The sequence below is a fragment of the Helicobacter sp. 23-1046 genome, assembly GCF_053654635.1.
Genome location: NZ_JBSIUS010000001.1, coordinates 1,019,705 through 1,043,101, shown reverse-complemented (window position 1 = coordinate 1,043,101; position 23,397 = coordinate 1,019,705). Strand labels below are relative to the sequence as shown.

General features: G+C 41.6%; 24 protein-coding genes and 1 pseudogene. 10 read left to right on the top strand and 15 right to left on the bottom strand.

Annotated elements, in window-relative coordinates:
• Position 1 precedes the first annotated feature (1 nt).
• Together ACWIUJ_RS05065 and ribA are read right to left on the bottom strand one after the other, a co-directional pair.
• Positions 2-1,267, bottom strand: coding sequence for a molybdopterin molybdotransferase MoeA (locus ACWIUJ_RS05065; protein ID WP_454169376.1), 1,266 nt, complete (start codon positions 1,265-1,267; stop codon positions 2-4).
• A gap of 81 nt (positions 1,268-1,348) precedes the next feature.
• A complete protein-coding gene (gene ribA, locus ACWIUJ_RS05060; protein ID WP_454151182.1) occupies positions 1,349-1,930 on the bottom strand; it encodes a GTP cyclohydrolase II in 582 nt (193 codons plus the stop codon).
• A gap of 108 nt (positions 1,931-2,038) precedes the next feature.
• Here ribA and ACWIUJ_RS05055 point away from each other — a divergent pair, with 108 nt between their 5' ends.
• The 4 genes from ACWIUJ_RS05055 (at position 2,039) to ACWIUJ_RS05040 (ending at position 4,721) form a co-directional block, all read left to right on the top strand.
• Positions 2,039-2,587 carry a YhcH/YjgK/YiaL family protein gene (locus tag ACWIUJ_RS05055; protein WP_454151184.1) on the top strand — a complete coding sequence of 183 codons (549 nt, stop codon included), beginning with the start codon at positions 2,039-2,041 and terminating at the stop codon, positions 2,585-2,587.
• A 66-nt stretch (positions 2,588-2,653) separates the two neighbouring features.
• Positions 2,654-2,803, top strand: coding sequence for a hypothetical protein (locus ACWIUJ_RS05050; RefSeq protein ID WP_454151186.1), 150 nt, complete (start codon positions 2,654-2,656; stop codon positions 2,801-2,803).
• Between the two features lie 6 nt (positions 2,804-2,809).
• Positions 2,810-3,688, top strand: coding sequence for a carbon-nitrogen hydrolase (locus ACWIUJ_RS05045; protein ID WP_454151188.1), 879 nt, complete (start codon positions 2,810-2,812; stop codon positions 3,686-3,688).
• Positions 3,689-3,752: 64 nt separating this feature from the next.
• Positions 3,753-4,721 (top strand): aspartate carbamoyltransferase catalytic subunit, encoded by a 969-nt coding sequence (locus ACWIUJ_RS05040; RefSeq protein ID WP_454169374.1) that lies wholly within the window; start codon positions 3,753-3,755, stop codon positions 4,719-4,721.
• A 34-nt stretch (positions 4,722-4,755) separates the two neighbouring features.
• Here ACWIUJ_RS05040 and prpD read toward each other — a convergent pair whose 3' ends face one another.
• Together prpD and ACWIUJ_RS05030 are read right to left on the bottom strand one after the other, a co-directional pair.
• Positions 4,756-6,210, bottom strand: a complete 1,455-nt coding sequence (gene prpD / locus ACWIUJ_RS05035; protein WP_454169372.1) for a 2-methylcitrate dehydratase — start codon at positions 6,208-6,210, stop codon at positions 4,756-4,758.
• A 103-nt stretch (positions 6,211-6,313) separates the two neighbouring features.
• Entirely contained in the window at positions 6,314-7,441 is a 1,128-nt protein-coding gene (locus tag ACWIUJ_RS05030; protein WP_454169370.1) for a citrate/2-methylcitrate synthase, read from the bottom strand.
• Positions 7,442-7,497: 56 nt separating this feature from the next.
• On the opposite strand from ACWIUJ_RS05030, the gene ACWIUJ_RS05025 reads away from it, so the two are divergent.
• On the top strand, positions 7,498-7,626 hold the full coding sequence (locus tag ACWIUJ_RS05025; protein WP_454151196.1) for a hypothetical protein: 129 nt from the start codon (positions 7,498-7,500) through the stop codon (positions 7,624-7,626).
• A gap of 53 nt (positions 7,627-7,679) precedes the next feature.
• Here the strand turns inward: ACWIUJ_RS05025 and prpB are convergent, their stop codons facing one another.
• Both prpB and ACWIUJ_RS05015 read right to left on the bottom strand, forming a co-directional pair.
• The gene (prpB, locus tag ACWIUJ_RS05020) at positions 7,680-8,552 is read right to left on the bottom strand and encodes a methylisocitrate lyase (RefSeq protein WP_454169368.1); all 873 of its coding nucleotides are present in this window, start codon (positions 8,550-8,552) and stop codon (positions 7,680-7,682) included.
• A gap of 115 nt (positions 8,553-8,667) precedes the next feature.
• Positions 8,668-10,590, bottom strand: a complete 1,923-nt coding sequence (locus ACWIUJ_RS05015) for a propionyl-CoA synthetase (protein WP_454169366.1) — start codon at positions 10,588-10,590, stop codon at positions 8,668-8,670.
• 349 nt (positions 10,591-10,939) lie between these two features.
• Here ACWIUJ_RS05015 and flgB point away from each other — a divergent pair, with 349 nt between their 5' ends.
• The 4 genes from flgB to ACWIUJ_RS04995 all read left to right on the top strand — a co-directional run bounded on the left by flgB (position 10,940) and on the right by ACWIUJ_RS04995 (position 14,169).
• Positions 10,940-11,374: a flagellar basal body rod protein FlgB gene (flgB, locus tag ACWIUJ_RS05010; protein WP_454152025.1), complete on the top strand. Its 435-nt coding sequence runs from the start codon at positions 10,940-10,942 to the stop codon at positions 11,372-11,374.
• Between the two features lie 46 nt (positions 11,375-11,420).
• A complete protein-coding gene (gene flgC, locus ACWIUJ_RS05005; protein ID WP_454151202.1) occupies positions 11,421-11,915 on the top strand; it encodes a flagellar basal body rod protein FlgC in 495 nt (164 codons plus the stop codon).
• 93 nt (positions 11,916-12,008) lie between these two features.
• Positions 12,009-12,332 carry a flagellar hook-basal body complex protein FliE gene (fliE, locus tag ACWIUJ_RS05000; RefSeq protein WP_454169364.1) on the top strand — a complete coding sequence of 108 codons (324 nt, stop codon included), beginning with the start codon at positions 12,009-12,011 and terminating at the stop codon, positions 12,330-12,332.
• Positions 12,333-12,390: 58 nt separating this feature from the next.
• Positions 12,391-14,169, top strand: a complete 1,779-nt coding sequence (locus ACWIUJ_RS04995) for a peptidoglycan D,D-transpeptidase FtsI family protein (RefSeq protein WP_454169362.1) — start codon at positions 12,391-12,393, stop codon at positions 14,167-14,169.
• 12 nt (positions 14,170-14,181) lie between these two features.
• On the opposite strand, the gene ACWIUJ_RS04990 is transcribed toward ACWIUJ_RS04995, so the two are convergent.
• From ACWIUJ_RS04990 to ACWIUJ_RS04980, 3 genes are all read right to left on the bottom strand, one after another.
• Complete coding sequence (locus ACWIUJ_RS04990; RefSeq protein ID WP_454169360.1) at positions 14,182-14,775, bottom strand: BspA family leucine-rich repeat surface protein; 594 nt, start codon at positions 14,773-14,775, stop codon at positions 14,182-14,184.
• A 141-nt stretch (positions 14,776-14,916) separates the two neighbouring features.
• Positions 14,917-15,753 (bottom strand): hypothetical protein, encoded by an 837-nt coding sequence (locus ACWIUJ_RS04985; protein ID WP_454169358.1) that lies wholly within the window; start codon positions 15,751-15,753, stop codon positions 14,917-14,919.
• Between the two features lie 303 nt (positions 15,754-16,056).
• Positions 16,057-16,860, bottom strand: coding sequence for a metallophosphoesterase family protein (locus tag ACWIUJ_RS04980; RefSeq protein WP_454169356.1), 804 nt, complete (start codon positions 16,858-16,860; stop codon positions 16,057-16,059).
• 264 nt (positions 16,861-17,124) lie between these two features.
• Here ACWIUJ_RS04980 and ACWIUJ_RS04975 point away from each other — a divergent pair, with 264 nt between their 5' ends.
• Complete coding sequence (locus ACWIUJ_RS04975; protein ID WP_454169354.1) at positions 17,125-17,820, top strand: outer membrane beta-barrel protein; 696 nt, start codon at positions 17,125-17,127, stop codon at positions 17,818-17,820.
• Between the two features lie 79 nt (positions 17,821-17,899).
• On the opposite strand, the gene ACWIUJ_RS04970 is transcribed toward ACWIUJ_RS04975, so the two are convergent.
• The 6 genes and pseudogenes from ACWIUJ_RS04970 to ACWIUJ_RS04945 all read right to left on the bottom strand — a co-directional run.
• On the bottom strand, positions 17,900-18,748 hold the full coding sequence (locus ACWIUJ_RS04970; protein ID WP_454169352.1) for an exodeoxyribonuclease III: 849 nt from the start codon (positions 18,746-18,748) through the stop codon (positions 17,900-17,902).
• Between the two features lie 2 nt (positions 18,749-18,750).
• Positions 18,751-19,716: an NAD(P)-binding domain-containing protein gene (locus tag ACWIUJ_RS04965; protein WP_454169350.1), complete on the bottom strand. Its 966-nt coding sequence runs from the start codon at positions 19,714-19,716 to the stop codon at positions 18,751-18,753.
• A complete protein-coding gene (gene ccoS / locus ACWIUJ_RS04960) occupies positions 19,713-19,961 on the bottom strand; it encodes a cbb3-type cytochrome oxidase assembly protein CcoS (RefSeq protein WP_454169348.1) in 249 nt (82 codons plus the stop codon). Before ccoS ends, ACWIUJ_RS04965 begins: the two co-directional genes overlap by 4 nt.
• A gap of 56 nt (positions 19,962-20,017) precedes the next feature.
• The gene (locus tag ACWIUJ_RS04955) at positions 20,018-22,141 is read right to left on the bottom strand and encodes a penicillin-binding protein 1A (protein ID WP_454151216.1); all 2,124 of its coding nucleotides are present in this window, start codon (positions 22,139-22,141) and stop codon (positions 20,018-20,020) included.
• Between the two features lie 15 nt (positions 22,142-22,156).
• The gene (locus ACWIUJ_RS04950) at positions 22,157-22,750 is read right to left on the bottom strand and encodes a CZB domain-containing protein (protein ID WP_454169727.1); all 594 of its coding nucleotides are present in this window, start codon (positions 22,748-22,750) and stop codon (positions 22,157-22,159) included.
• A 105-nt stretch (positions 22,751-22,855) separates the two neighbouring features.
• A pseudogene (locus tag ACWIUJ_RS04945) lies at positions 22,856-23,182 on the bottom strand (methyl-accepting chemotaxis protein); the annotation flags it as partial.
• Between the last annotated feature and the right edge of the window lie 215 nt (positions 23,183-23,397).

The window sequence follows — 23,397 nt, the reverse complement described above, 5'->3', positions numbered from 1 at the left end:
CTTATAAAATATCTCTAAAGAGTAAGACTTCTACATTCTGTCCCTTTTTGAGCGAGCCACCATCTTCTGGCAATATGGCAAATCCTGTTTGCACGCCAAGATTGTTAATCATCGAGCCTTGTAGGCTTTTTTTGGATTTAAAGCTTACAAAAAATTCTCCATTTTTAAGCTCTATTTCACAGGCACGAAACTCCATTCGAGAATCACTTCGTTGGAGATTCTCTAATAATCGACCTTTAATGATAAAATTCTTTGCTTTTGTGCCATTAAGTCGCGCGATAATTGCACGAGCAAAAAGATAAAATGTTACCGCACACGAGTTTGGATACCCGGGTAAGCCAAAAATATGAGTAGTTTTATTGCCTTGTTTGTAGATTCCATACGCCACAGGTTTGCCCGGCTTCATTCGCACGCCCTTAAACTGCATTTCACAAAACTCTTGCATAATATCTTTGGTAAAATCAAAATCACCAACACTCATTCCACCTGTGGTTACAAGCACATCGCATTGCTGCAATGCTTGTTTGTAGAGTTTGATAATAGCCTTTTTATCATCGCCTACATTGTCAAACAGCACGCTTTCACAGCCAAGCGATTCACATAGCGCGCCTAAAAGGTGGTTATTCACATTTCGTAGAGCATTTGTGCGTTGGCTTTGTTCGCCCACCTCAATGATTTCATCGCCAATGCTTAAGATTCCAACTTTAGGGCGCGCACTCACTTGCACAAAGACTTTGTTTAAATCTGCCAAAATTCCCACTTCAAAGGGACTTATGCGTATTCCTTGATGGAGTAAAATATCTCCAGATTTGTAATTTTCACCCACTTGGCGCACCCATTGTGAGCGCGTAATCTCTTTTTTAGAATCAAGCAATTTGATAAATTCTTTATTGTCTTTTTTAAATTTGATAATATCCTCTATAAGCACGATTGTATCGGATTGTAATGGCATTTTAGAGCCTGTGTAGGTAGCAATGGTGCATTGTGGAGAGAGTGTGAGGATTTCCTCTAAACCAGCCTTATTGACAGCTTGGAGTTCTAGCCCTTCGTTGCGGAGCATTTGTAAATCATCAAAGCGTATCGCAAAGCCGTCCATTGCTGATGTGGGGAATGGTGGGACATTTTTATCAGCACGAATATGCTGTGCTAAAATGCGCCCAACAGATTGGTTAAATGTAATTTTTTGGTTTGGTAGGGGCGTTACTTCTACGCCCTCCAAGATTCTCATTGCTTCAGTGTAGCTTATCATTGTTTTGTAGTTTTTCAACTTCCACCTCCATTCCTCTTAACGACATAGTATTATTAAAGAATCTCGCAGTGTAATGTGCTGTTATTTGATTTGGAATTTTTATAGCAAGTGCCCCATTTTATCTTTTTTGACCTGCAAATATCCCTCATTGTGCTTATTGCAACCTACAATAATGCTATTTCTTTGCACTTTAGCATACTGAGCTATGGAATCTACTTTAAGCGGATTATTGGTAAGTAGGGCAATCTCTTCAATCCCAAAATGCTTAAATATTTCGCCCACAATAGCATAATCACGCCCATCAACAGGCAATCCAAGCTCTACATTTGCCTCTACTGTGTCAAGTCCTTTATCTTGTAAGGCATACGCATTGACTTTGTTAAACAATCCAATACCTCTGCCTTCTTGGCGCAAGTAAATAACCATACCGCCATTTTTATGTTGCGCAATCTGCTTAAGGGCATATTGTAGCTCATTTCCGCAATCACACTTTAGTGAGCCTAGCACATCGCCTGTCAAGCATTCTGAATGTAGTCGCACTAATGGCACTGCTCCTAGAGTTTCACTAAAAATGACTAAATGCTCTTTTATTTCATTTTGCAAAAACTCTTTAAAACATTGTATCCAAAAGTTGCCATAAATAGTTGGCAAATGTGCTTTTTGCGATATTTCACACTGCATTACAATCCTTTTATTATGTTAAAAAGCGCGTATTTTAGCACAAATAACAAACTAAAGGCTAATTGTCGCTATAATTACATTCCTTAAGTTTTCTATTTGGAGTTACAAATGGCGTTAATCGGGCATATTTCTAGCTTTGATATTTTTTTTGCAAAGCACCAAAATCTTTGTTTTGTGCAGGAATATTTGCATAATACCCTGCGTGAAGGGAGTGTAGAACATACGCGCATTATGGATTTGCACCTTACAAATGGTGAGCGTGTGGAGTGTGAGTTTGATTTAGGCGGTGGTGTGCGCGCTATCGAGCAGAGCTATATGCTTAAAAGTCCGCAAGAAGCGTTTTTTGAGACGCATAAGAAATATGTGGATTTTCAGCTTTGTGTGGCTGGAGCGGAGGAGTTTCTCATTGGGTTTAGTGAAGATTTTTCGATTTTACGCCCTTATGATGAGAAAAAAGATTTGGTCGTATATCATAATCCAATACTTCCACCGCATACGCTTTTTTTTACTGCTGGCACTTTGGGAATCTTTTTTCCCCAAGATGTGCATTCTGGGGGACTAGATTCTAAAAACACTGCGTATTCACAATGGCAGGAGCAGATACATACACCACTTAAAAAAACCGTGCTAAAAGTGCCTATTAAATATTTTGCTTAAGAAAAGTTACAATATTGGTGTAAAAATTGCTAGCGAGGATTCTAAGATATTTTATAAGGAGACATTATGGGCGAGTATGATGATGAGTTTGATGGCATAAATGACGACTTTGATGAGGGCTTTGATGACTTTGATGATGAAGACACAACGGGCAACTATGGCGGGTATGACGATGATGACTACCAAAACCCTGACTACGAATATGAAGAGGAGTAGAGCATAATGCTTGTAGGGCTTGTCCAACAATCATTTTTAGATTCTAAGAAACACACAATGCAATTTAGCGCAGAGCAGATTTTCCATCTTGCTAAAAATGGTGCAAAACTTGTGTGTTTGCAGGAGTTGCATTGCACGGAATATTTTTGCCAAAGCGAAAATACGCGATTTTTTGATTATGCTAATGAGTATGAAGCAGATGTGGCGTATTTTGCTAATATTGCTAAGCAAGCAGGAGTAGTGCTTGTGGGCTCATTTTTTGAGAAGCGCACTGCTGGAATGTATCATAATACCGCAGTGGTGTTTGAAAAAAATGGTGAGATTGCAGGCAAATATCGTAAAATGCACATACCAGATGACCCGCAGTTTTATGAAAAGTTTTATTTCACGCCGGGCGATTTGGGATTTAATCCCATTGCTACGAGCGTTGGCAGGCTTGGTGTGCTTGTTTGTTGGGACCAGTGGTTTCCTGAGGCAGCGCGCATTATGGCACTCAAACGCGCAGATATGCTTATTTATCCCACTGCGATTGGGTGGTTTGATGAAGATAGCGATGAAGAGAAGCAACGACAAAGAGAATCTTGGATAGCAGTTATGCGCGGACACAGCGTGGCAAATGGGTTGCCAACTTTGGCGATAAATCGTGTGGGCTTTGAAAAAGATTTAAGCGTAGATTCTAAAGATACGCGAGGAATTCGCTTTTGGGGTTCAAGCTTTGCCTTTGGCGCACAAGGCGAACTTTTAGACAAAGCCAATGAAGAGCCTCAAAACCTGCTTGTTGAGGTTGATTTAGAGCGAAGTGAGCAGGTGCGCAGAATCTGGCCCTTTTTGCGCGATAGACGAATTGAAAATTATGCAGAGATTTTGGCACGACTTTGTGATTAAATTTTGCTAAAATTAGGGCGTTATTTTACATTACCCTAAAAAGGGCAAGACAAAAGGAGTAAAAATGTCAAAGCCCCGCCACCTTATCCGCACGAGTGATTTTAGCATTGATGAGATTGTTTGTATTTTTAATCGTTCTTTGTATTTTAAAACCCAAATGTTTGGGAAAGATTGCAAAGCTCCGCAAAGCTTTCCGTTGCAATATAAAAATGTTATTACCATTTTTTTTGAGAACTCCACACGCACGCTTTCTAGCTTTGAAGTAGCGGTAAAGAATCTAGGCGGGCAGGTAATGCGACTTGATGTTTCTAAAAGCTCTACTGCTAAGGGCGAGACTATTTCTGATACTGCTGCAAATCTCAATGCTATGAATCCTGATGCGATTATCATACGACATAAAAATGCTGGTGCGGGGTATTACCTTGGGCGTCAAGTGAATTGTCCTATTATCAATGGAGGCGATGGTGCGCACTCTCACCCCACGCAAGCCCTCCTTGATTTACTCACGATTATTGAGTATTTTTTGGAGTCAAAGCATTCATACGATTCCAAAAAATCGCTACAACTCACAAACGACAATATTGCAACATTACTGCAGGGCAAAAAAGTCGCCATTGTGGGCGATATAATCAACTCACGCGTAGCAAATAGCAATATTGAACTTCTCATGCGTTTTGGATTGGAAGTGATTTTGGTTGCACCACCACATTTTTTACCAAAGACAACTTTGCGCACGAGTAGTGATTTGGCGGAGATTATCCGTGAAGTTGATGTGGTGATGAGTCTGCGCACACAGACAGAGCGACACAATCAAGTGATTTATGGCTCACTAAGAGATTATGCAAGTAGATTTTGCATTACAAAAGAACTTTTAGGCGATAATGCGTGTATTGTCCTCCACCCGGGACCTGTGCATCGCAATGTGGATATTGATGATGAGGTGTTAAAAGATTCTCGAAGTAAGGTGCTAGAGCAAGTTACAAATGGTGTGTGTGTGCGAATGGCGACACTTGATTTTCTTATCAATGGTTAGTGGAAATCCCTAAAGATTTCCACTTGTGTTGTTTTTATAGCACAAACAAATCACTAAACTCATTAAAGTTCATATTGAGCAAATTTTTGTCGTTTTCAAACGCACCTAAAATCCGCGCACATTGCTTTGGCGAAAATCTAGTCGCTAGATTTGCCCTAAATTTCGCCTCTAGCACGGGGATTCCCTCTTTGCGTCTGCGCTTATGCCCGATTGGGTATTCCACCTCGACTTTCTCTGTCTTAGAACCATCTTTAAAAACCACTTGCACCGCGTTTGCAATGCTCCGCTTATCCGCTTCCAAATACTCACGCGTATATCTCTCATCGACTTCTACCACCATTTTAGCGCGTAACTCATCGATTCGCGTATCGCTAGCGACATTGTCCTCATAGTCATCAGCGACTAATCGCCCAAAGATAAGCGGCACGGCAACCATATATTGTATGCAGTGGTCTCTATCTGCGGGGTTTGCTAGCTCGCCTACTTTGTTGATTATGCGGTGTCCAGATTCTTGCGTGGTGATGATGATTGTATCAATTTCACCTAGCCTATCTTTGACTTCGCTATGGAGTTTGATTGCCGCCTCCACTGCCGTTTGCGCGTGAAACTCCGCAGGGAAGCTGATTTTAAACAGCACATTTTCCATTACATAGCTTCCAAATTCTTGTGGGATTGTGAGTGTTTGCCCTTTCATTTTGACATCATTATATCCCCAAAAGCTCGCGGATAATGCGCTTGGGTAGCCCATTTCGCCCGTTTTTGCTTTGAGGGCTAAATCCACTCCGCGCGAGCTTGCATCACCTGCTGCCCAGCTTTTGCGCGAGCCTGTGTTTGGCGCGTGGCGATAAGTGCGCAATGCCCCGCCATCGATAAAGGCGTGCGATACGGCGTTGCGGATTTCGCTAAAATCACAGCCTAGCAGTTTGGCAGCTACCGCCGTGCTTGCGATTCGCACAAGTAGCACGTGATCAAGCCCCACTTTGTTAAAGCAGTTTTCTAGCGCGAGCACGCCTTGAATCTCGTGTGCCTTTATCATCGCTTGAAGCACGCAAGAGACGGTCAAAGCAGGCTTGCCCTCTGCGATATTTTTGCGGCTTACATAGTCTGCCACCGCCCAAATCGCGCCCAAATTATCGCTAGGGTGTCCCCATTCAGCTGCGAGCCAAGTATCATTAAAATCTAGCCAGCGCACCATTGCGCCTACATTAAACGCAGCGCGAATAGGCTCTAGTTGATAGCTAGTGCCCGGGATTTTGCTCCCTAGCGGGCGAAACTCCGCGCCATCCACACTTGGTCCAAGCAACTTCGTGCAAGCAGGATATTTTAACGCCAAAATCCCACAGCCTATCGTATCCATTAAGCAGTATTTTGCCGTTTCTATCGCCACTTCACTTTTTGCCACATACTCATCTGCGTATTTTGCGATTTTGCTTAGCAGTTCATCAAACTCTGGTCGTTTTGCCTCTAGTATTCCCATATCGTTACTCATTTTGTTCTCCTTTGATTTTGGTGTAAGATTTTACGCGCTTAACATAGATTTTGCGCGTGGTTTTGCCTTTAAATTCTAGAATTTAAAGGCGTTTAGCGACTTACTATCGGTTATCTATCGCCACAAAGTCGCGTGGGGCGACACCGATATACTCACTGCTAGGGCGGATAATCTTATTATTTGCCCTTTGCTCCTTGATATGCGCAGTCCAGCCCGAGACACGACTCATTATAAAAATAGGCGTAAAATAATCCGTCTTAATCCCCATAAAATGATACGCGGACGCGCTGTAAAAGTCCGCATTTGGCGGTAAGTTTGGCTTTTTTTCTTTCATTAGCGATTCGATTGCCTCGCTTACTTTGTATAAAAGCGTATCGCCCCCTAGCTTTTTGCTCCACTCTTTGATAAGTGCATTTCGCGGGTCGCCTCCCGCGCCATAGATTCTATGTCCAAAGCCCATTAGCAGTTGCTTTGTTTCTAGCTTGTGATTGACACCCTTTATCGCTTCCTCTACGCTTGAGAAGCTCTCAATTAAGTGCATTGCTGCTTCGTTTGCCCCGCCGTGAAGCGGTCCGCGTAATGCACCGATTGCCGCACTTACCGCGCTAAAAATATCGCTTCGTGTCGAAGCGCAGATTCTCGCTGTAAATGTCGAGGCGTTAAACTCGTGCTCGGCATACAGGATTAGCGAGCAGTGCATCGCTTTGATAAATTCGCTTGGGGGAGTTTGCCCCTTTAGCTTTTCTAAAAAATACCCCGCGATAGAATCTTGCTTGCTTTCAAAATCTATCTCTTTGCCATTATACGCGTAGTTATGCCAAAAGCACAGCACGCTAGGCAAAATGCCAAGCAAGCGGATAATCTTGCTATCTTGGTCGCTAAAATCCTCTTTCTCTGCTTCAAGCGTGCCTAAAGTCGCCACCGCGCTTTGCATTAGATTCATAGGATGCGCGCTCTTTGGGATTTGCTTTAGCACTTCTTTTAGCTCTTTTGGCAGTCCTCGCTGTGCGGCGATTTTGCCCTTATACTCGCTTAGTTGCTTTGCGTTTGGTAGCTCGCCAAATTGGAGCAAATACGCCACTTCCTCAAACTCACAATGATGGGCTAAATCCTCGATGGCATAGCCATAATAATTTAACCCATTGCCTAGCCCGCAGGTGCATATCGCGCTTTGCCCAGCGATAATCCCTGCTAGCCCACCACTTTTTTTACTTGCTTCACTTTGACTCATTTAGTTTCTCCTTTGTTTTAAAATTTACATTCTATGTTTTGTGTCATTGCGAGATTTTGCCTTCGCAAAATCGTGGCAATCCATTAGAAAATTTAGATTTTAGATTGCCACGCCGTGCAAGCACGGCTCGCAATGACGAAAACCTTGTCATATTGAGCGTGAGCGAAATATCTCAAACATTCTAGAATCTAGAGATACTTCGGTCGTTTCACTCCCTTAAGTATGACAATGGATAATCTCACTTCTTAAACAACTCATCGAGCTTATTTTCATACGCATAATAATCTAGCATTGCGTAGAGCTCCTCGCGTGTTTCCATTATATCTAAGACATCTTTTTGATGCCCATTTGCCAAAATGGATTTATACACTTGGTTTGCCGCCTTGCTCATCGCGCGATTTGCCGAGAGGGGATAAAGCACCATTGAGATTCCAGCCCCCTTTAGCTCATCTGCGGTGAAATAAGGCGTTTTTCCAAATTCTGTGATATTTGCTAGCACAGGGACTTTGAGATCTTTTACAAACGCGCTATATTCCTCCAAAGTATGCACCGCTTCGGCAAATATCATCTCCGCACCCGCTTCCACATAAGCCACTGCGCGCTCAATCGCCTTTTGTTGTCCTTCGATTGCGTGGGCGTCTGTGCGAGCCATCACCACAAATTCGCTATCGATTTTCGCGTCCATTGCGGCTTTGATTCTGTCGCACATTTCTTGCGTGCTGACTAGCTCTTTGTTTGGGCGATGTCCGCACCGCTTTTGCGCGACTTGGTCTTCTATGTGCGTGGCGGCTGCACCTGCACGGATTAGCTCTTTTATCGTGCGAGCGATATTAAACGCCCCGCCAAAGCCCGTATCACAATCTACCAAAAGAGGCGTATCCACACGCGAGGTGATTCTCCGCACATCGATACAAAAATCCTCTAACCCCACGATTCCCAAATCAGGCAAGCCATAGCTCACACTTGCCACGCCAGAACCTGAAATATAGATTGCTTTATGCCCGATTTTACTCGCTTGCAACGCCGCATAAGCGTTTGGCGTGCCTACGATGAGCAATGGGGAATTTTCCTTTAATGCCTGCCTAAATCTTTTTCCTGCTGAAGTTACCATTTTTTCTCCTTTTTTACAATTTAAATTCTTACAAGTTGCCGTCATTGCGAGCGGATTTTATACAAATCCGTGTAGCAATCCATACTTATGCTTTTGCTCGCAATGACAAAAAATCTTATGCCTTAGATTGCGCCTCCTTTGTTGGTGTTTTGGGATAGCCTAGTTTTGCGATTGCTTCTTTGCAAGAATCGAGCACACTAGAATCTTCAATCGTAGCGGGAATCGCATACTCCACGCCATCAGCGATTTCGCGCAAGGTTTTGCGCAAAATCTTGCCACTGCGCGTTTTTGGGAGGGCATTTACTACGGTAGCGATTTTAAAGCTCGCCACCGCGCCGATTTCGTGGCGCACAAGTGATACCACGCCATCGATGATTCCCTTATGGTCGCGCTCTATGCCTGCTTTTAGCACCACAAAGCCAAAGGGAATCTCGCCCTTTAGCTCATCATTGACACCGATAACGGCGCATTCTGCGACATCGGGGTGTTTTGAGATGACTTCCTCTATTTCGCCTGTGGAGAGACGATGTCCAGCGACATTGATAATCCCGTCCATTCGCCCTAGCACATAGACATAGCCGTCTTTATCGATATAGCCCGTATCGCCTGTGAGATAGTAACCTTTGAAATGCTCCAAATAGCCCTTGCGATACCGCTCTTCATTTTCCCAGATTCCCATTAGGCAGGCAGGTGGCAGAGGCAATTTTAGGCAGAGTGCCCCTTTTTTGCCAGCTTTTAGCTCCTTGCCATCTTCGCCTAGCACTTTTAGATTAAATCCGGGGGTTGGCTTTGTAGGGCTTCCGGGCTTTATAGGCATAGGGTCTAGCCCCATAGGATTTGCCGCAATCGCCCAGCCTGTCTCTGTCTGCCACCAATTATCCACCACAGGCTTTCCCGTAACCTTTTGAATCCATTTTAGCGTGTCGCTATCGCACCGCTCGCCCGCGACAAAAATCGTGCGCAAACTCTCTAAATTGTATTTTTTTGCTAGCTCGCCTTTGGCGTCCTCTCGCTTGATAGCGCGAAATGCCGTAGGAGCGGAAAATAAAATATTGACTTTGTATTCATCAATGATTCTCCAAAAGCTCGCAGGATTTGGCGTGCGCACGGGCTTACCCTCATAGACAATCGTAGTGCAACCATTCATAAGCGGGGCATACACGATATAGGAGTGCCCCACTACCCAGCCCACATCAGAAGCGGTGAAAAACACATCGCCTTCTTTGGCGTTATAAATATTATCCATACTCCATTTCATCGCCACAGAATGCCCACCATTAGAGCGAATGACACCCTTTGGCGTGCCTGTGGTGCCTGAAGTATAGAGGATATAAAGCGGGTCTGTGGCGAGCACAGGCACAGGCTCTACGGGGTGGGTTTTTTCCTCCTCCACTTCCCAATCCACATCTCTCCACGGGAGCATACTTGCCTTATACTGCGGGCGTTGCCACACGATACAAGTGGTGGGCTTGTGTTGAGATTTTTTAATCGCTTCATCTAAAATGGGCTTATACTCAATGATATTGCTTATCTCAATCCCACAGCTTGCCGTCATTATCACGCGTGGTTTGGCGTCCTCTATCCTCATCGCTAACTCGTGGGAGGCAAATCCCCCAAACACCACGCTATGAATCGCCCCTAGCCTCGCACACGCGAGCATCGCTATGACTGCTTCGGGAATCATCGGCATATAAATGATGACTCTATCGCCCTTTACCACGCCTTTGTTGGCGAGGATTCCCGCTGTCTTTGCTACTCTATCGCGGAGCTGCTTGTAGGTGTATTTTTTCTTGGTATCTGTTATAGGGGAGTCATAGATTAAAGCGAGATTATCGCCTCTGCCGTGATGGATATGCAAATCAAGCGCGTTGTAGCAGGTATTCATACAGCCTCCTACAAACCACCTGTAATGCTCGCCACTATCATCAAGCACGGTATCCCATTCATTATACCAATGCACTTTTTGGGCTGCCTCTGCCCAAAAATCTTGCGGATTTTCTATCGAGCGTTTGTATGTTTCATCGTAAGCTGTGCCCACGGCGCACCTCCTTTTTTTGTTGTGAAATTTTCATTGTTAGTCCTTTGTTGTAGTATTGTAAAAAGCGCAATAAAATTGCGACTTTTGATTTAGCATACTAAAAAATTCACAATTTAAAAGTGAAAATGCAAAAAATGCAAAAAATTGCAACAAAAAGAAACATACTAAAAATTTTAAAACGCTACAATATCTTGCCACACGAAATTAAGTGGCATATCTTATGCTTGGATAATATGAAGATTCTCGGAGTTTTGTGGAATCTATGTGTGAGGGCAGATTCTCACTTGGGAATATATTTTGCTTAAACTTGCAGTGTTTAGGGAAACTTATTTGTAAAAGAGGTAGTCAAATGGATTTGATTAAAGATATTTCAATCGCTTATCCGCTAGTGTATAAGGCACTTGATTTTCGTTCATTGCGCCAAGATTTGATTTCATCGAACATTGCTAATGTTGATACGCCATTTTATCGTCCAAAGGATATTAACTTCGAGCAGTTTTTGGCGCGTGAGAGCAACAAGGCATTTAAGAAAGTAACCGATGAGGACTTACCATTGCGCAGGGTGTATAATATCCACCGCGATGGCAGGCGAGTGGAGCTTGATAAAGCTACGATTTTTTGGCGTGATGGGCATTTAGCTAGAAATGACGGCAACAGCGTAGATTTAGATGTGGAGACAAGCGAAATGGGCAAAAACAGCACGATGTATAACGCCCTCACTAGCGCATTAAAGCGACATAAGGGTATTTTTGCTTATGCGGTAGATTCTGGAAGAAACATTTAATTGTTCTTTTTAGGATAGCAATTTAAGATTTTGAAAGGATTTAACAATGTCATTCTTATCGAGTTTTGATATTAGTGGATATGGTTTATCAGCCCAAAGGGTGCGCACCAATGTGATTTCATCAAACATTGCCAATGCAAACACTACGCGCACTGATGAAGGAGGACCATATCGCCGTAGAGAAGTGGTGTTTAGAGCGTTTGATTTTAACAAAGTATTAAACGAACGATTAGGTAAAGACAACAATTTGCTTAAATACGAAGACCCGCTTGATGAGGGTGAGCTGAGGAAAGAACCAAAGCCACCGATTATGAGCGTGTATATCCATAAGATTGTCCGTGATGATAGGCAGCCATTGATGAAATATGACCCAAGCCACCCTGATGCGAATGCGCAGGGTTATGTGGCGTATCCAAATGTCAATCCTGTGGTAGAAATGGCGGATTTAATCGAAGCCACGAGGGCGTATCAAGCAAATGTGAGTGCGTTTCAAAGTGCGAAAAATATGGCAAGCAACGCAATATCAATGTTCCAAGCGTAAAATAAGTAAATAAAAACCATAAAGATGAGAAAAATAGCACAAAATCAACATAAAATAATGTAAAATTAGAGAATCTGTAATGAGGAGAACACAATGAACGAGGTAAATAAAACACAATTTGGAGTTATTAAGAGCGATATTGTTCTGCCTGATGTCAATAAGCCAGCCGTTAAGAATATGCCTCCGCAAGATAGTGGGCTAGACTTTGCTAAGACACTTAAAGATACACTTGATAGTGTAAATGCCTACCAGCAAACTTCAGAAAAAGCTCTAGCAGATATGGCGACAGGGCAGGTTAAGGATTTGCATAGTGCGGCGATTGCGATTACAAAGGCAGAAAATAGTATGAAAGTAATGCTAGAAGTGCGCAACAAAGCAGTCAATGCGTATAAAGAGATTCTCCGCACACAAGTGTAGCTTTTGCTTGTGCGGACAGATTTAATCACAATCTTAATTTGTATAGAATCTAAAACAAATGGCTGATAAAAGAATCTCCGCTATTATCAGTCTTTGTGCTATTTTGCTTCTGTGTTTTAGTGCTTTTATAGCAATCACCTACACTAAAGTCATCACCCCAAGAAAACTCCCAACACTAGAATCAAAAAAAGTCGATACCGCGCTTAGAGGCTCGATTTTTAGTGCTGATGGCTTTGAGCTCTCTTCTAGTTCAAACATTTACAAAGCAAGCATCAACACACAAAGCATAGATTCCGAAAAAAAAGAACTTTTTGTGAATCTTTTTTCTATTTATAGTGGCATAAGCAAAGATGAGATTTTGAAAAAATTTCAAGTTAAGGGCAATGTCGTGCTATCTTACAACCTTGATGCCCCAACAGCGATTAACCTTAAAAAGCTAAATCTTGTGCTTTTACGCTATGGCGTATTTATCGAGTATGAAAACAAAAATGGCGTAGTAATCCCAAAGCAAGGCTTAAGTATCGAAGTGAGTGGCAACAATAGAAATTATCGCTACAAAAGTTTGCTAGAGCCACTTGTGGGCTATGTAGGCAAGGAGGATAGCGAGGGAATCACGCGCGTGTATGGCATAAAGGGCATTGAGAAATATTATAATGAACTCCTTAATCCCAAGCAAGACGGCGAAATTATCGGTAGGCGCGATATAGGCTTTAATGTCATTATGGACAAGGGAGCGGTAAAAAAGACGCGCCAAGATGGCTTTGATGTAACGCTAAGTATTGTCTTGCGTGTGCAATCTCAACTTGAATCTATCCTAGATAGCGCAAAGGCGCGGTATAATTCAGGCGAGATTATCGCTGGGATTATGGATTCTAAAAGTGGGCAATTTATCGCGTTAGCGAGCTCAAATCGCTTTAATCCCAACACTTTACGCGATATTAAGGACTACTCACGGCTTAATCTCTCTGCGATTGAGCGTGCGTATGAGCCCGGAAGCACCATTAAACCTATCATTTATTCTGTCTTGCTTGAAAAAAATAAACTCAATCCAACGCAAAATATTGACTTAGAAAATGGCAATTATAAATTACGCAACTACACGATACGCGATAGTGTGGTGCTACAATCCGCGACTCCAGAGGGCATTATGCTCCATTCAAGTAACATAGGAATGGTAAAAATTGCTTCTGTTCTAAGCTCTCAAGAGCTCCACACTGCGCTAAAAGCCTTTGGATTCTCTCAAAGCACGGGAATCGACTTGCCCTATGAGAAACGCGGTTCTATCCCAAGTGTAAAAAAACTCAATATCGAACAAGCGACAAAGGCGACTATAAGCTATGGTTATGGCTTGCAGAGCACATTTATACAGCTTATGCGTGCGTATGCGAGCTTTAGTAATGGTGGGTTGCTCCCAACTCCTCGCATTACGAGCTATATCACTGCACCAAGCTCTCAACGATACGAGCCCAAGAGCTATGCGCCATTGCAGATTCTCTCTCCGCAAGTGGCTAAGGAAATGGAAGAGTTGCTTATCAAAGTAGTGAAAAATGGCTCGGGCAAGCCAGCATTAGTAGAGAATCTCATCGTAGGTGGCAAGACAGGCACAGCGAGGATTGCTAGAGGAGGGCGATATGTCAAAGAGTATAATGGCTCGTTTTTTGGTTTTGCTAAAGATTTAGAGCGTAATTATACCATTGGTGTGGTGGTGTTTGAATCAAGTGTAGAAAACGACTACTACGGCGGGCGCACTGCTGCGCCAATCTTTAAGCAAATCGTGCAAATGCTTCTAAAAGAGGGCTATTTAAGTCCGCTTGAAGTGCAAAAAATACAGGAGTGATGGAGCTAAATACTATTTGATTTTGTATGGGTCTGTATATTTTTTCCACCATTTTGGTGGGTTTGATTCTAATGGACATCCTTCAAACATATGCAATAAATCAAAATTTATGCCTACTTTTCCTATGCCGTATGCTACCCTTACTTCTTTTATATTCCAATTTTCCAAAGATTGATTGAATGACTTTGCACCTACAAACATTCTGCTTCTCGCCTCTACATTGCTTACATTCCAATCATTTAGCGGTTGGTTAAACGATTCTGCTCCAGCAAACATAGCGTGCATATTTTCCACCTTGCTTGTATCCCATTTGCTTATGTCGCTGTTGAAATATTTGCACCCGCTAAACATACACGACATATCAACAACATTGCTAGTGTTCCAATCTTCTATGCCATTAAAAAATTCTTGCGTCAAACATTCCTCTTGCCATTCAAATGGAGTATCTGAATCTGCTGCCATCTCAATTTCCCACAAAATAAACCTTATTTTTTCGAATAAATCACTCATATCGGTAATAAGCGTGGTATCTATCTTATCCAAGCTAATTCCTCCAACAATCAAGCGTATAAGTTCTTTTTTGTCTTTAGGTGTAAATTTATTCATTGCGTAACTCCTTGTTTAGGGAAATATTGCTTTGCTTTTTAGATTTTACGCACCTAAGACACATTAAGGGCAAAATCTTATAAAAACAAAAGCGAGATATTTTATCCCCCCCCCCGTTTAAAAATAGCTTAAAAAGATTCTTTATTTATCGCATTTGTCTAAAAATGCAAAATAATTTTCTAGCACGCTTTCTAAAATCCCTAGCTTTTGCAGTTTGTCTCTAAATTTAGGATTTGCAACCTCTGCGATAAATTCCTCAAAACTTCTAAATCCATAATAATCATCGCCTTTTTGCTCTTTTAAGTTTTTTGGCAGGGATTCATATATGTTCTCTATGTTTTTAAGTGGCGCAAACTGCGTGTTTATAAACAACTCTGGGTAATGATTTAGCGCGAAATCTAATTTTTCTAAATCACTTAAAAACCCCATACTAACTCTATGAATAAGCTCGTGGAGTAATAGCTGTGTTTTAAACTTTTTTGATTTTTTATTAAAAAACATTCTAATAAGATTTGTGCGTTGCGAATAGTTCGCTGTTACCTTTTCCTCCGCGATAAAACTGACTTTAACTTCGCGCTTTTTAGCAAGGCTAAAGGTTTTATTAAAGATTTTAGCATTTAACTCATCTTTATTGTAGCGTTTGAAAAATGCCTCTATTATGTTGCAATCGCGCTTATTGTTTAGTTTTAGCACCTCATTAAGCACGATATTATTGTTTTTTAGCAGTGATTTTGCCGTGCTAGTGTTTTTAACTTTTTGTAGTGCCCTAGCAATCTCGCCGTTTTGTAACCGCGCTTTTTCTTTTTTAAATATTCTTTTACTCGTATTGTGTACATCGTTTAAAGTCTTGACACTTCTTTTTATGAGTTTGATATACCTATCGTGTTTTTTAATGAAATTTGCTTCTCTAATTAGCTCTAGCAATTCTAAACGCTCTAATTCTGTGAGGCTATGTCGCTTGGATATTAAACTTTGCATTGTGTGTCCTTTGTATCGAGTTGTTCTAGATTCTTAAAATCCAAGATTTATTTCATCATATTTTTTAGACAGATTTTTGTCCGTTTTTGATTTTTTGGAAAAATTGTGTGGATTTGTGCGAAAAATTCACACCCTCCGCTACACTTGTTCACTATCCCACACATAAGGGCGTTGATAATCAGGGATTGTGATTTTTTGTCTTATCAAATCCCTCAAACCTATCGTGCCTGTAAATCCACTTATATTACTCATTTTTGCTCCTTTTATTGTTAGATTTTTAAAAAATTGTAAATCGCGCTTTTGCTAGTTTGTATTTGCTTGCGTGCTTATGCGCAACGCCTCCTCATATAAGCAATGCGCGTTGATTGTTAGCTTAGATTTTGCATTTGCAGAATCCGCGATAGAATCTAGGGCAGAATCTAGCTCCACTTTAAAATCAAAATCCCCGTGCCAATGCCCAAAAAACCACTCGATTTTCCCGTTTTGGTTGAGCGCGATTTTTTGTGCCAAAATCTCAAGCCACACGCAATTTTTATCGACAAAATCTTTATCTATGCTTAAATGTGTATCAATATGGGGCAAAAAGCTACTAGGGCAGGTGTGCGTGATGACGATGTCGATTTGCCCTCTAAAATCTACTAGATTTTGCAGGGCGTATTTGACTTGGGCGGGCGTGATATTTTCGCCCTCCCACCACGAGATATTTGGCTTTCTGTAATCTTTGTCTATGCTACTAGCCCCACCCATCGTAAAGATATTTTTCCCCGCTATGGTGTAAATCTCGCCTCGTTTGAGATGGTAGCATTTGCCCTTGATATACTCGCCGACATTCCCGCCAAATTTTTTGACATTTTTTAGCGCGTCTAGGCGGTTGAAATTTTCGTGATTGCCATCGATAAAGAGAATCGTGCAGGGGAGTTTGTCAAACTCGCCTACTAAAAACTTCTCACAATCATCTGCCCTGTCCCCCCACAGCACGCCAAAATCCCCACAAATGATGATAAAATCATCTTTGGTGTAGGATTCTAATGGCAAAAAGATTTTTTCTATGTCCTCTAAGCCGTGCGTATCGCCAAAGATATAGATTGTCTGTGTGCTTTTGCTCATATTTGATTCCTTTTGGGGGCTTTATTATATTTTAAAAATGTTTATTTATTATCTATAATTTTCTAATAATTTTTAGACAAATTTTTGTCCGTAAAAATAAACACATTTTTCTAAAATATGCTACAATCCGCCAAGCCAAATGGCTAATATTTCACAATAAGGAGTTCACAATGAACAATCACACAAAATGTGCAATAGCACAAAACCATTTCTCTCTCTCTCTCTCTCTTAATAGAAATTCTTAGGACTTTAGGCAATCGCCTTTTGATTCACAAACTATCTTTAGTTGTTGTTTTGGTATTGGGACTATCACATTTAAGTGCTAAAGAAAATGGCATTTTTATCGGTGTGCAATTAGGCTATGGAAGTGGCAATTTTGACAATGCAGTTACCCTACGAAACAATTTAGAGAACTTAGCGTATTATGGCGGAGGCATAAGGTTTGGCGTAGTTGCTGGATACAAGCATTTTTTTACACCAAAGGTTGGATTGCGCTATTATGCTGGGTTATCTTATGGAGGGCTAAATTTTGAAAATTTAGCCTACAATGGCACAAATTGGAAAACTAGAGTTTCTGGAACGCAGATAAATTATTCAGCAAATATAGATTTGTTGGCAAACTTTATCACAAGCGAAGAAATAAATTTTGGTGGATTTATTGGATTGAGTGTCGGTGGCGTGAATTATAGCGGGGGTGATTTAGATGATTTTGAAAGACAAGATGTAGCTGCAGTGAATCCAGCTTGGAAACTCGATAGAAATGCTATTGATGTCGCTCTTAATATAGGCTTAAGAAACACCATTGCTACAAATCACGGCATTGAAGTGGTGGGCAGAATTCCATTTGTAGATGCAATACTGCTTGACAAAACGATGAGTGTAAATGCCAATAGGAGTAGCTTTAAAACTAAAATTGCTAATTCGTATGATTTATTCATTCGTTATATTTATGCCTTTTAGGTTTTTTAATTAGGACAAACCCCGCTTTTAAAGATATGGGGGTTGTCCATAAAACCTTGCTTATAAAATATCTAAATTTTCAAATCTCTATCTCTACTCCCACAGGGCAGTGGTCGCTCCCTAGTATCTGTGGATAGGCTTTGAAGTCATTGTAGATTTTGGCGTTTTTTAAGGCAGATTCTAAGGATTTGGAGCAGAGGAAATAATCAATTCTCCAGCCCACATTGTTTTCCCTAGCTTTGCCAAAGTAGCTCCACCAGCTATACGCACCCTGCAAATCGGGGTAGAAATACCGAAAAGTATCGATAAATCCAGAATTTAAAAGCGCGCTAAATTTCTCCCGCTCCCAGTCGCTAAAGCCTGCGTTGCCCTTAAACTTTATCTCGCCATTTTTGTCTTTTTTGGTGCAGTTTGTTTTGGGGTTTGCTAAATCGATTTCATTATGCGCGACATTTAAGTCCCCGCAGATTATCACGGGCTTTTTGCACTCCAAATCTTTGAGAAACGCGCGGAAGTCATCTTCCCACGCCATTCGATACTCTAGCCCCTCTAGCTCGCGTTTTGAGTTTGGAGTATAGACATTTACGAGGTAAAATTTTTCAAATTCTGCGGTGATGATTCTGCCTTCATTGCCCCTGCTGTGCTTTTGAATGCTATCTTTGTGAAAATTATTCATTTCGTAGCGCACATTTAGAGGTTTTATTTTGCTTAGCATTATCGTGCCTGAATAGCCCTTTTTGTCCGCGCTATGCCAAATCTCTGCGTATCCCAAAGGGGCAAAATCAAAATCGCCTTGCTCTTTTTGCATTTTGGATTCTTGGATACAGAAAATATCGGCATCTATTTGCTTAAAAAACTCCATAAAGCCCTTATTCATACACGCTCGCAGTCCATTGACATTCCACGAGATGAGGTTTAGCGTTGGCATTTTTATTCCTTAGAATCTAGTCGCTTTTTAATCTCAAGCGCAATATCATAGCCGTGATTGAGCGCGATAGCAATCGAGCCACCATTTCTAAACAAAATATCTCCAGCGACAAAGAGATTTTTTACCGCACTTTCGTTTTTATCGCATATTGGCACATTGTTTTCATCAAGTTTGATATTGCATTTGTGTAAAAAGTCCGTAGGAGCTGCACCACCAATGGCATACACCACTCTATCAAATACTTCACTTTGGGAATCACTAAAGCACACTTTGACTTTCCCACCTTCATCTTCTAAGCTCACAATATCCACACCCAAGCGTGATTTGAGCTTGCCAGATTGCATCACTTCTTTTAGTTGCGTGGCGTTAATGTCGTTAATGCGTGTAAATTCGCTTCGGCGGTAGTTTAGCGTGGTATCATTGCTTTGGCATAGAAGCGTGGCGTATTCCACCGCCGAGTTCCCCCCGCCCACGACTAGGAGCTTTTCATCGTTAGGGATATTATTAGCGTTGAATTGCACTCTGCGCTTGATTGATGAGGGGATAGGGTAGGTTGGTTTGTTTGGTTGCCCCATTTTGCCAATAGCGATGACGACAAATCGCGCTTGGTATGTTTGATTGGCGTTTGTGTGAATGGTAAAAATATCGCCATTGTGTTGGATAGATTCTATATCTGTTTTGTAGTGAATATTTAGGTTGTTTTCTTGTATGACTTTATCAAAAAATTCTAGCGTGCTTTCTTTGTTGCCATCTTGGAGTGGGATATGCCCTTTTAAATCTGCTTGTTGTCCTTTGTAGTCCTTATCCACGCGTTTGCCGTCTTTGTAAAATTGCCTAAGAGTAGAGAGGAAACTCTCTCCTTTTTCAAATACAACAATGTTTTGAATACCTAAGGCTAGACATTCCACACCACAGCCAATCCCAGCAGCTCCACCACCTATAATCCCAACATCATACACCTTATTCATTTGTCCTCCTTAGGTTGTTGTGTATTTTGCTCTTTGAGAGAATCTAAGTCATCTAAAAAATTATGCTTTTTTTCTTGATTGGCAATTTTGTTTAAATCCTCAGGGGAATCAAAAAGCACCCCTTCCATCATTTTGCCCTCATCATCAAATTGTCCGTTTTTAAGTCCCCATACTACACCAAGTAGCGCGAAAAAGCCTAAAGTGAGCGAGACACCAAGCATCAATGCGATAACTTCTTCATTCAAAGTTTTGCTTCCTTAATGTAAATTATAAGCGTATTGTGCCAAATTGCAATAAACGCTTAAAAAATTAAACTATCCTCAATACTCATATTTTGCGTTGGTGGGAGTTGAGAGACATCAGTATAGAGGAATTCACCATCGTCATACGCCTTTCTCATTACACCACTTGGCACAGGGAAATGTCGCCTTAAGCTAGGCTCAATTTTTAACACATTGCTAAAAAAATACGCGCTAGCAGGTGCAGAAGTTACACCACCTGTTTCAGTTGGTCCAATGGGGAGGTTGTTATCCCGTCCCATCCATATAACCACCTGTAAATCAGGGGAGAATCCACAAAACCAACCATCGACATTCCTATTAGAAGTGCCCGTTTTGCCAGCGATTTCAATGTTTGGCAAATGTGCGCGTGAGCCCGTGCCACGATTTACGACATCACGCAAGATATTGGTTACTAAAAATGCTTGACTTGGCGATGTAAATTCTTCTTCTTTGGTTGGGAAGTTGTCATTGACTTCGCCTTGTGCGTTTGTAACAGACTCTACAAGTCTTGGCGTTGTGATTGTGCCATAGTTTGAAAATAGCGAATATTTCCCCGCCGCATCAAGCGGAGAGAGACTAAGAGAGCCTAAAACAATGCTCATATCAGGTGGAGCACCCTTAAAATGCAAATTTTCAATCCCCTGATAGATTGCATCAAAGCCAACTTCTTGCACGAGGTTAATAGTGGCGAGATTGGCTGAATGTTGTAAGGCACTATGCAGGCGCACCATACCACCATACGAACCCACATTTTTAGGTCGCCATATACTTGCTTCGGCTTCTTGCCCCACGCCCTCCACAGAATCTAAATCGATATTTTTCACTCGTCCGCCAAATCTGCGCGGGACATCGGGTATCTGCCACGCAGGCGAGTAACCTCTATTAAACGCAAGCAAGTAAATAAATGGCTTTACACTTGAGCCAAATTGCCGTTGTGCTTGTGTAGCGCGATTAAATGGCGAAATCGCATAATCTATCCCGCCTACGAGAGCCAAGACATTGCCCGTTTCTGGCTCGGTAACTACCATCGCGCCATTAAGATTCCCACCAAATCGTTTGGCGTATTCCTCTTTTGGTAGAGCGCGTATGAGGTTTAGTGCTTTAGCGCGAGATTCTATTATCATTTCTTGTTCATTTTGAGGGTCTATCTCGCGCTCTTGTGCGCTTGCCTCTTCAAACATATTTGGATACCGCTCCAATAAACGCTTGTTGGTTTCGTTGTATGTGTGTATGAGTGCGCTTTGGGCGATTTTTTGGTAATCTAAGTCAATAGTTGATGTTACTTTGTATCCGCCCACTCGTATATCTGGGTATATTTCGCTAAGTTGGCGCACGATTTCATCGACTGCATAAGGCGCAGAGTTTTGTGTGAGTGTTTCATTATATACTTTTGGGATTTCTTTAATAGCTTTCGCGTATTCTTGCTCGGTAATCCAACCAATTTCATTAAGTCTATCTAAAATTGCATTAGCGCGTAAAAGACAATAAGTCAAATTGCGTGTAGGGTCATAAGTGCTCGGGGCTTTTGGCAATGCTATAAGCATACTTATTTCTTTCAGTGAGAGTTCGTTGAGATTCTTTTTAAAATATCCTAACGCCGCAGTCCTTATGCCATAATAGCCGTGTCCAAAGAAAATATGATTAAGATAAATCTCTATAATATCCTCTTTGCTCATTTGTTGCTCTAAAAGGATAGCAAACACAGCCTCTTTAATTTTGCGTTTAAAACTGCGCTCAGAAGTTAGTGCGATATTTTTCACAACTTGCTGGGTAAGTGTGCTCCCACCCTCAGAGTATCGCAAACTTTGTATGTTTTTCACCATTGCGCGCGAAATTGCATCAGGATTTATCCCAATGTGCTCAAAAAACAATGTATCTTCCACCGCTAAAAGCACTTCTATCAAACGCGGTGGAATCTCATCAAACCTCGCATAAAGGCGAAACTCCACATCAAAGACATTTGCCACAAGTCTCCCTTTTCTATCAAAGATTTGTGTGGTTATATCCATACGATGTTTTTTTATCGCATCGATTTGGTCTTGAGATTCTGAGTAGATATTATACATATATCCTAGCACGCCAATACCGATGACAAGTGCGACAATGCCAGCACCATAACCAAAAGAGCGAAATAGATAATTCATACAATTCTCTCCATTTTATTTGGTGGGAGTGGCTTCTTGCTCTTTATGCTCCTGCTTGTCTGCCCCCTGATTGTTTGCTTCATTGCTTGGAGCAGGAGTTGATTTGTCGGCTTGGGCTACTTCTTTCTCCTGTGGTGTGGAATCTACCTTAGCAGAGCTTGCTACTGATGTAGAGCTTGTGGGCGCAGGGCTTGTCGGTGCGGGGGTTGGTTTGGCAGGTGCAGATTCGTTTTGTTTTTGTGGTTTGGTTATATAGTCATTGCTAAGTTCATTGATTTTTGCTCCATTTTGTGCTTCAATCTCACCATACATTTCATCAATAGATTCTATCACGCCATTAGAGTTTTTTTCCATTGTGAGGATTTTTTCTTTGACGAGTGATTTTGGGCAAGATTCATTAGGATTTTCAAATGTTTGCGCAAGCGTGATGGCTTGTGTATGCACTCCTGCGTGGAAATCATCCATTTTCTTATACCCATTTGTATTGCTAAATAACTGCTTGCCTCGCCCCTCAAAATACCATTTCCCTAAACGACAATTTTTATGATCCACTTTAGCAAAGGAATCTTTCACGCCGAACAAAAAGCTATACAAGTTGTTTTTATACACCGTGTGGTCAAGTTTAGCAAGGGTGCAGAAGATTCTACTGCTAAGCGTTGAGCTGATTTGGTTGTTGATTAAAGAGCTTACTTTTAAATCATTTACTATGCTGTGTAATGAAGTGATAGCTTCTTTCACAGATGTGGTCGCTTGATTTGTGTCTTCTGTCTCGCTTTGTATGTCGTTTGCCTCTTGTTGCATTGATTTTACCACTACTGCGATTTCTTTGGTAGCTTTTTGTGTTTTTTCCGCGAGTTTTCGCACTTCATCAGCCACCACGGCAAACCCTCTCCCGTGCTCTCCTGCGCGCGCCGCTTCAATAGCGGCATTAAGGGCTAGGAGATTTGTTTGCTCAGCAATATCATCAATAAGTGAAATAACGCTAGTGATTTCATTGCTTCGTTGTGTGAGTGATTCCACAAGTTGTGTTGAGACTTGCATTTTTTCATAAAGAGTTTCGATTTCGCTCAGGGCATTGTTGCTCATATTCATTCCGTATTCGGCTCTATCTATGCCTTCGTTTGTGTGATTTACCACTTCACTTGAAGCAGACAAAATGTCTTGCAATGCGCTTTGTGTCCCCATAATGCCAGAGGTAAGTGATTGAGAGTAGGTCTCAAACATATCAAAATCCTCATCTTTATCACTGCGTAAAT

Excerpts from the sequence above, each read along its gene's own strand:
- fliE (WP_454169364.1), top strand. The coding sequence starts at position 12,009 with ATGAACGAGGTAAATAAAACACAATTTGGAGTTATTAAGAGCGATATT.
- ACWIUJ_RS05045 (WP_454151188.1), top strand. The coding sequence starts at position 2,810 with ATGCTTGTAGGGCTTGTCCAACAATCATTTTTAGATTCTAAGAAACAC.
- flgB (WP_454152025.1), top strand. The coding sequence starts at position 10,940 with ATGGATTTGATTAAAGATATTTCAATCGCTTATCCGCTAGTGTATAAG.
- ACWIUJ_RS04985 (WP_454169358.1), bottom strand. The coding sequence starts at position 15,753 with ATGCAAAGTTTAATATCCAAGCGACATAGCCTCACAGAATTAGAGCGT.
- ACWIUJ_RS04970 (WP_454169352.1), bottom strand. The coding sequence starts at position 18,748 with ATGCCAACGCTAAACCTCATCTCGTGGAATGTCAATGGACTGCGAGCG.
- ACWIUJ_RS05030 (WP_454169370.1), bottom strand. The coding sequence starts at position 7,441 with ATGAGTCAAAGTGAAGCAAGTAAAAAAAGTGGTGGGCTAGCAGGGATT.
- flgC (WP_454151202.1), top strand. The coding sequence starts at position 11,421 with ATGTCATTCTTATCGAGTTTTGATATTAGTGGATATGGTTTATCAGCC.
- ACWIUJ_RS04995 (WP_454169362.1), top strand. The coding sequence starts at position 12,391 with ATGGCTGATAAAAGAATCTCCGCTATTATCAGTCTTTGTGCTATTTTG.
- prpB (WP_454169368.1), bottom strand. The coding sequence starts at position 8,552 with ATGGTAACTTCAGCAGGAAAAAGATTTAGGCAGGCATTAAAGGAAAAT.
- ribA (WP_454151182.1), bottom strand. The coding sequence starts at position 1,930 with ATGCAGTGTGAAATATCGCAAAAAGCACATTTGCCAACTATTTATGGC.
- ACWIUJ_RS04965 (WP_454169350.1), bottom strand. The coding sequence starts at position 19,716 with ATGAATAAGGTGTATGATGTTGGGATTATAGGTGGTGGAGCTGCTGGG.
- ACWIUJ_RS04990 (WP_454169360.1), bottom strand. The coding sequence starts at position 14,775 with ATGAATAAATTTACACCTAAAGACAAAAAAGAACTTATACGCTTGATT.
- ACWIUJ_RS04980 (WP_454169356.1), bottom strand. The coding sequence starts at position 16,860 with ATGAGCAAAAGCACACAGACAATCTATATCTTTGGCGATACGCACGGC.
- ACWIUJ_RS05050 (WP_454151186.1), top strand. The coding sequence starts at position 2,654 with ATGGGCGAGTATGATGATGAGTTTGATGGCATAAATGACGACTTTGAT.
- ACWIUJ_RS04955 (WP_454151216.1), bottom strand. The coding sequence starts at position 22,141 with ATGAATTATCTATTTCGCTCTTTTGGTTATGGTGCTGGCATTGTCGCA.
- ACWIUJ_RS05040 (WP_454169374.1), top strand. The coding sequence starts at position 3,753 with ATGTCAAAGCCCCGCCACCTTATCCGCACGAGTGATTTTAGCATTGAT.
- prpD (WP_454169372.1), bottom strand. The coding sequence starts at position 6,210 with ATGAGTAACGATATGGGAATACTAGAGGCAAAACGACCAGAGTTTGAT.
- ACWIUJ_RS05055 (WP_454151184.1), top strand. The coding sequence starts at position 2,039 with ATGGCGTTAATCGGGCATATTTCTAGCTTTGATATTTTTTTTGCAAAG.